Source organism: Flavobacteriales bacterium (genome assembly GCA_013001705.1).
Classification (GTDB): Bacteria; Bacteroidota; Bacteroidia; order Flavobacteriales_D; family JABDKJ01; genus JABDLZ01.
This window is the reverse complement of the sequence record JABDLZ010000051.1, coordinates 1-5562: the sequence shown is the minus strand read 5'-3', so window position 1 is coordinate 5562 and position 5562 is coordinate 1. Positions and strand designations below refer to the sequence as shown.

Below are 5562 nucleotides of genomic sequence, written 5' to 3'. Positions count from 1 at the left end.
CCTTGGTCGATCCCATTGGCCTCGATGACCTCGAGTATCTCCTGTTCCAACTTCTCCAGTGAGAAATCCTCGGGGATATCGATGTAGAGGGCGTCCAGGCCCATCTTCAATCGATTCAGATGATTATCCAGAAAACAAGGCTTGCCATCGATGATACGTATGGACTCGAATACTCCATCTCCAAATAGGAAGGCACGATTGGTAGTGGGTACAACTCCTGTCCCCGCTTTCTTCATCGCCCCGTTGTAGATGACCTTGCTCAATCGGCTTTCAGTATCCTATGCTTGATCTCGTGAAGCGAGCCATTGACGGGAATCAGTATTCCCTGTAGCCCGACCTTCTCTCCCGCAAATATATCCCTTTCCTTATCGCCTATGATGAAGGAGCGCTGAGGGTCGATATCGTACTTGTAAAGCCCCCGCTCAAAGAGCAGACTATCGGGTTTCCGACTGATACTCCTGCTATAGTCCTCATGATGTGGGGAGAAATATACTTCACTTATAGTCAGATTATTACGATTCATCACTTCAAGCATATTCTCAGTGAGGTCATCGAAGTCTTCTTGGGTGTATAATCCTTTGGCGATACCGCCTTGATTAGTGACGATGAGCAGCAGGTAACCCGCTTCCTGGAATTCCTGCAGCACCTCTATGACCCCATCGTTGAACTCGAACTCCTTCCAGTTCTTGGTATAGTCTCCCGGGTCCCGATTGATGACCCCATCCCTATCTAGAAATACAGCTTTGTTCATGTGGTGAATGATGTGAGATATCCAATGACCTGCGAGAAGAAGGAGGAGAACTGCTCCGGTACCATCACCGCGATGAAGGCGATCCCGAAGACCGCCCCCCAGAAATGAGCGTCATGGGCGATCATAGTTCCTCCGCGTTTGCTCATATAACTCTCATACCAGAGATACAGGATCCCCACCAGGAAGGCCGGTATGCCTATAGGAATGAAGAAGAGGTAGAGCGGACTCGTAGGATAGAAGAGGATGAAGACGAACATGATGGATGCCACGGCCCCCGAGGCCCCTAAGGAGTTATACCCGGGATTGTCTTTGTGCTTCATGAAGGCCGAGATACTGGAGGCCACGATACCGAAGAGATAGAGCGTGAGGAAATAGAAACGGCCCATCTCTGCAAAGAGCTGGTCGAAGGTATTCTCCACGATGCCTCCGAAGATGTAGAAGACATACATATTGACCGCCAAGTGAAGGAATCCTCCGTGTACGAATCCATGTGTGATCCAGCGATACCATTCATTACTATGCTTGATATCATAGGCATTGAAGAGCAGCTTGCGCTTGAGATCATAGCGTTGCTCGGCCATGAGGGAGACCCCTGCTGTGACGAGGACCAAGATGGTAGTGAGAGAAAGATCCATACAGCGGACCAATATACTTATCTGATCACGACTATGCTCCCCTCCACCCGGTGGGTCACACCGTTGCTATCCATAACCTGTATCCAGTAGGGATATTCCCCATCGCTCACGGCATAGCCCGATCGGTCGGCTCCGGTCCATCGGGCATCCGGATCGGTGGTATAGAATACCTGCCTGCCCCAGCGGTCATAGACGGTCCATTCGAATCGATCGATGCAATTGCCCACAGTGCGTAACTGATCATTCACACCATCTCCATCGGGAGTGAAGGCCGAGGGTACGAACAGGCTGAAGGGACAAGCTCCCACTTCGATATTCACTGTAGTACGACTCTCGCAACCCAGCGCAGAATGCACGGTCAGTACGACCTCATAGGTGGCCTCGTCCAAGAAAGTATAACTCGTCTGAGAAGAATTGCTGAGCTGTCCCTGCTCGAATACCCACTCGCTCGTGAGACTATTGGCCGTCTCATCGATGAAATCAACGGTCAATGGGGCCTCACCCGCAATGGGATCGGCAAATGCTTGAGCAGTAATTTCCTCCGTCACGATATGGAAGAAGGCCGTATCGGTCCCACAAGCCGCTTCGGCCACCACGTAGTAGTTTCCCGTTTGGGTGAATACCTGCGTATCTGCCACTGCTCCGTCCGACCAGGTGAAGGTCCCATTGCCTGTCACCTGTACTATAGCCTCCTGACCGTTGCATATGGCGAAATCCGGCCCATCGACCAGAGTAGCAGCTGGGATCTCATCCCAAGAGATGATCTGTGAGGTCTCATCCTCACCGCAGTCATTGATGGCTGTGAGAGTGTATTCCCCGGGGGCATCTACCTGCAGTTCCGGTCCGCTGGCAACACCGTTCCAGGCATAGGTCTCCCCTCCCGACCCGCTCAGCTGGATGGTCTCTCCCGGACAGAGCATCACATCAGAGGCCTCGATGCTGGCGACTGGCGCGCTCCCACCATAAAGCACTTCGACCCCATCGGTATCCGTGCCGCATGCATTTTCGGCCTGTACGCTGTAAGAGCCTGAGTCATCTACCGTTATCGTCTCTCCTTGTTCCCCTGAGCTCCAGGTGAATATGCCTTCGCCTTCTGCGGTGAGTATGAACTCCTCCCCTTCGCAGAGGGATATCGGACCACTAGGTTCGATGGTCACCGTTGCTTCCGGGATAAGGATGAGCTGGCTGCTATCGCTCACCGTGGCACATTGATTCTCTACAGAAGCATAGTACCAGCCTTCCTCATCCACCGTGATGCTGGCTCCTGTCTCGTTGGTCGACCATGTGATCTCTCCACCAGAGCCCGTTGCTTGGAGAAGGATACTCCCACCCTGGCAGAAAGTCTCTTCCAGATCATTCAACACGTCCACCTGAGGAGAAGCGATGGATTCGATCTCGATGCTCTCGCTGAAGGTCCCACAGCTGTTGTTGACCGTCACCGAGTAGGTGTCCGGCTCGCTGACCGTGATACTGGGTGCTACAACTCCGGTGGACCATTGGAACAAGCCATTCCCCTGGGCTGTCAGAGTCAGTTCTTGCCCATCACAGATAGCCGTGGGACCATCGGCCGTGATTCCGGTGAGCGCCTGATTCAGATTCTGCACCTGTATCTCATCGCTGATCAGTCCGTTGCAGCCTTGAGCGATCAGGGTAAGTGTGAATTCTGCCGGATCATCTGGCGATGGCGTGTATGTGGTAGCGGTGTTTGAAGGATCTGCGAATTCCCCATTGCCACCTGTCCAAAGAATGTCGGTATACTGCCCATCGACCTGAGCGTTCAAAGCGATCGATTCACCCGGACAGAGGGTGGCATCTGCACCTGCATCGAAAATCGCCTGCTCTACCGGGGCATTGCATCCGTTGTTGTAGTAGCTGGCTGCTCCGTTCCAGGTAAAATCCACGGTGGCTCCGTCTTGCGGGGTATTCGTACCGAACTGATCCACCAGCAGGGAACGGTCATAGGTCACCTCATCCTCGCAATCCTGACCGAAGTTCATCTCCAAGGTGCGCAGATTATTGGAACCGTTGCTCTGATTAGCGAAATGCCCGAAGTAGTTGCCCGGACACTGGAAAACGATGATCAAGGTGTCTGCCAGACCGGCAAAGGAGTTGGATGCCACACACATATCCGTACTGGTTACCACCAGCACATCGCTACCGGCCGGAAGTACTCCATTCTCGTGCTCCACGATATATCCGCAATTCTGGATGGTCGCATTCAGATCGGCCACATGTTGAGCGGTGGTCGCGTTCTGGCATACACCCTGCCAGTCATTGAAACCATTGGGCCAATCAATGGTCATATCGGCCGTGCTGAGGTCATCGGCACCCACCACGAAACGGAACATCTCGTTCTTCCCTTCGCAATTGCAAGCAGGGTCGGATGCATCATCGCAGTTCTGCCCGAGCGCACAGGCATCTACCAAGATACTCTCAATCTCGAAACAGCTGGGAGGAGTTTGCGCCCATGCAGAGGAGCAGAGCATGAGGCTGAGAATGATCAGTTGGCTTTTGGACATCATCACTTAGACAACGTAAAGGTAGGGTTATGCTGAATGACCCGATGTGAAGGCTAGGAAATAAATCAAAGCTTCTTAGATTTGCAGCCCCACATTTTTAACGATGTGAATCGGTGAGGTGGGTGAGTGGCTGAAACCACATGTTTGCTAAACATGCGTGCGGGAAACCGTACCGGGGGTTCGAATCCCCCTCTCACCGCAAAGCAATTGAAAGCCTGGATCAATGATCCAGGCTTTTTTATTCCACACCGAACCGAACTCGTTCGAGTGAAGGGGTGGAATAAAAAAGCCCCATGAGCGCAGCGAATCCGGCTTGAAATTGCTTTGACGATCCCCATTCGGGAAAAGCGACCGAAGGGAGCTAATCCCATTCAAACCGAACCAAACTCGTTCGAGTGAAGACGTGGCTCGACAGAGTCAGGGGATTTTCACCTCCTCCGCATTCGGGTCTTTTTGCTGACCATTGGTGAGAACACGGTCCATCTCACACCCAATTCCTCAGCCAGCTCCTCTCCTGCTTTCTGTCCTTCTTCCATAGTCCTACATCGTTTCAGAATCAATTTCGAGCGATGTCCGGGCTTCAAAAGATAGAGGTCCCATACGCCCTCGCTGTCAGACAGCTCCACCATTCCCCGGCTGTAGGCCCTGAAGCCTTCTCTTCCTCTCAGCAAGGCCATGTCTGAATAGTCGGCATAGGATCTCCATCGGCCGGATCTGAATATGAAATGACTGTATTCCCGGTACTGCTTCTCCTTAGGTCTCACCTGGACTCCGCTCTTGGCGAAGAACAAATAGGCCCCAGCGAGAATGAAGATGGGTCCTACATAGAAGACCTCTGAGATCAGACTGATCAGCCCTCCGAGCATCGCTCCCATACCTAGGATATGCATGTTGGGCGGGAAGAGGCTCCCAAAGGAGAAATCAAGGACTGGGGAACGGCTCATAGGGGAATTCAATGTAGTAAATTCGCAGTCCATTTCAACAGCACTTTACCATGCAAGACGTTTATATCATCTCAGCAGTCAGAACCCCCATCGGAAGTTTCCTCGGAAGCTTGAGCACAGTGCCAGCGCCCCAACTTGGAAGCACAGCCATCAAAGGCGCTCTGGAAAAGGCGAATGTCGATCCCGATCAAGTACAAGAAGTCTTCATGGGAAATGTGATGAGCGCTGGAATGGGACAGGCTCCAGCGCGACAGGCGGCCATGTTCGCAGGCATCCCTGAGGATGTTCCCTGCACCACCGTCAATAAGGTATGTGCATCTGGGATGAAGGCCCTCAGCTTGGCTGCACAGACCATCAAGTGTGGAGATAACGATATCGTAGTGGCCGGTGGAATGGAGAATATGAGCATGGTGCCTCATTATCTCAACGGGCGTAACGCAGTCAAGCTCGGTGATATCAAAGCTGTGGACGGCATGGTCAAGGACGGCCTTACCGATGTGTACAACAAAGTACACATGGGCGTATGTGCCGATAAGTGCGCGACCGAACACAATATCAGCCGTGAGGAGCAGGATGAATTCGCTCTGGAATCGTATCGCAGAGCAGCCGAAGCCTGGAGCGAAGGACGATTCAATGATGAGGTGATCCCTGTAGACGTGCCTCAACGCAGAGGTGAGCCGGTAGTGGTCTCAGAAGATGAGGAGTACAAAGCA

The 5562-nt window shown here is 52.6% G+C and carries 6 protein-coding genes and 1 tRNA gene; 2 read left to right on the top strand and 5 right to left on the bottom strand.

Annotated features, from left to right (window positions below; genetic code table 11):
- The 4 genes from HKN79_01870 to HKN79_01855 form a co-directional block, all read right to left on the bottom strand.
- A partial coding sequence (locus HKN79_01870; GenBank protein ID NNC82297.1) for an aminotransferase class IV occupies positions 1–263 on the bottom strand: 263 nt, incomplete at its 3' end.
- Positions 260–751, bottom strand: coding sequence for an HAD family hydrolase (locus HKN79_01865; GenBank protein NNC82296.1), 492 nt, complete (start codon positions 749–751; stop codon positions 260–262). The genes HKN79_01865 and HKN79_01870, both read right to left, overlap by 4 nt.
- A complete protein-coding gene (locus tag HKN79_01860; protein ID NNC82295.1) occupies positions 748–1386 on the bottom strand; it encodes a rhomboid family intramembrane serine protease in 639 nt (212 codons plus the stop codon). The genes HKN79_01865 and HKN79_01860 overlap by 4 nt, the downstream gene beginning before the upstream one ends.
- Before the next feature lie 17 nt (positions 1387–1403).
- Complete coding sequence (locus HKN79_01855; protein ID NNC82294.1) at positions 1404–3908, bottom strand: hypothetical protein; 2505 nt, start codon at positions 3906–3908, stop codon at positions 1404–1406.
- A 109-nt stretch (positions 3909–4017) separates the two neighbouring features.
- Between HKN79_01855 and HKN79_01850 the strand changes: the two genes are divergently transcribed.
- A tRNA-Ser gene (locus tag HKN79_01850) sits at positions 4018–4104 on the top strand.
- A 229-nt stretch (positions 4105–4333) separates the two neighbouring features.
- On the opposite strand, the gene HKN79_01845 is transcribed toward HKN79_01850, so the two are convergent.
- Entirely contained in the window at positions 4334–4849 is a 516-nt protein-coding gene (locus tag HKN79_01845) for a hypothetical protein (GenBank protein NNC82293.1), read from the bottom strand.
- Positions 4850–4899: 50 nt separating this feature from the next.
- Between HKN79_01845 and HKN79_01840 the strand changes: the two genes are divergently transcribed.
- Positions 4900–5562: acetyl-CoA C-acetyltransferase (locus HKN79_01840; GenBank protein NNC82292.1), on the top strand; the 663-nt coding region annotated here is incomplete at its 3' end.

What these genes read in the sequence shown, in the direction of transcription:
- HKN79_01860 (NNC82295.1), bottom strand. Translation starts at nt 1,386, where the DNA reads ATGGATCTTTCTCTCACTACCATCTTGGTCCTCGTCACAGCAGGGGTC.
- HKN79_01855 (NNC82294.1), bottom strand. Translation starts at nt 3,908, where the DNA reads ATGATGTCCAAAAGCCAACTGATCATTCTCAGCCTCATGCTCTGCTCC.
- HKN79_01845 (NNC82293.1), bottom strand. Translation starts at nt 4,849, where the DNA reads ATGAGCCGTTCCCCAGTCCTTGATTTCTCCTTTGGGAGCCTCTTCCCG.
- HKN79_01865 (NNC82296.1), bottom strand. Translation starts at nt 751, where the DNA reads ATGAACAAAGCTGTATTTCTAGATAGGGATGGGGTCATCAATCGGGAC.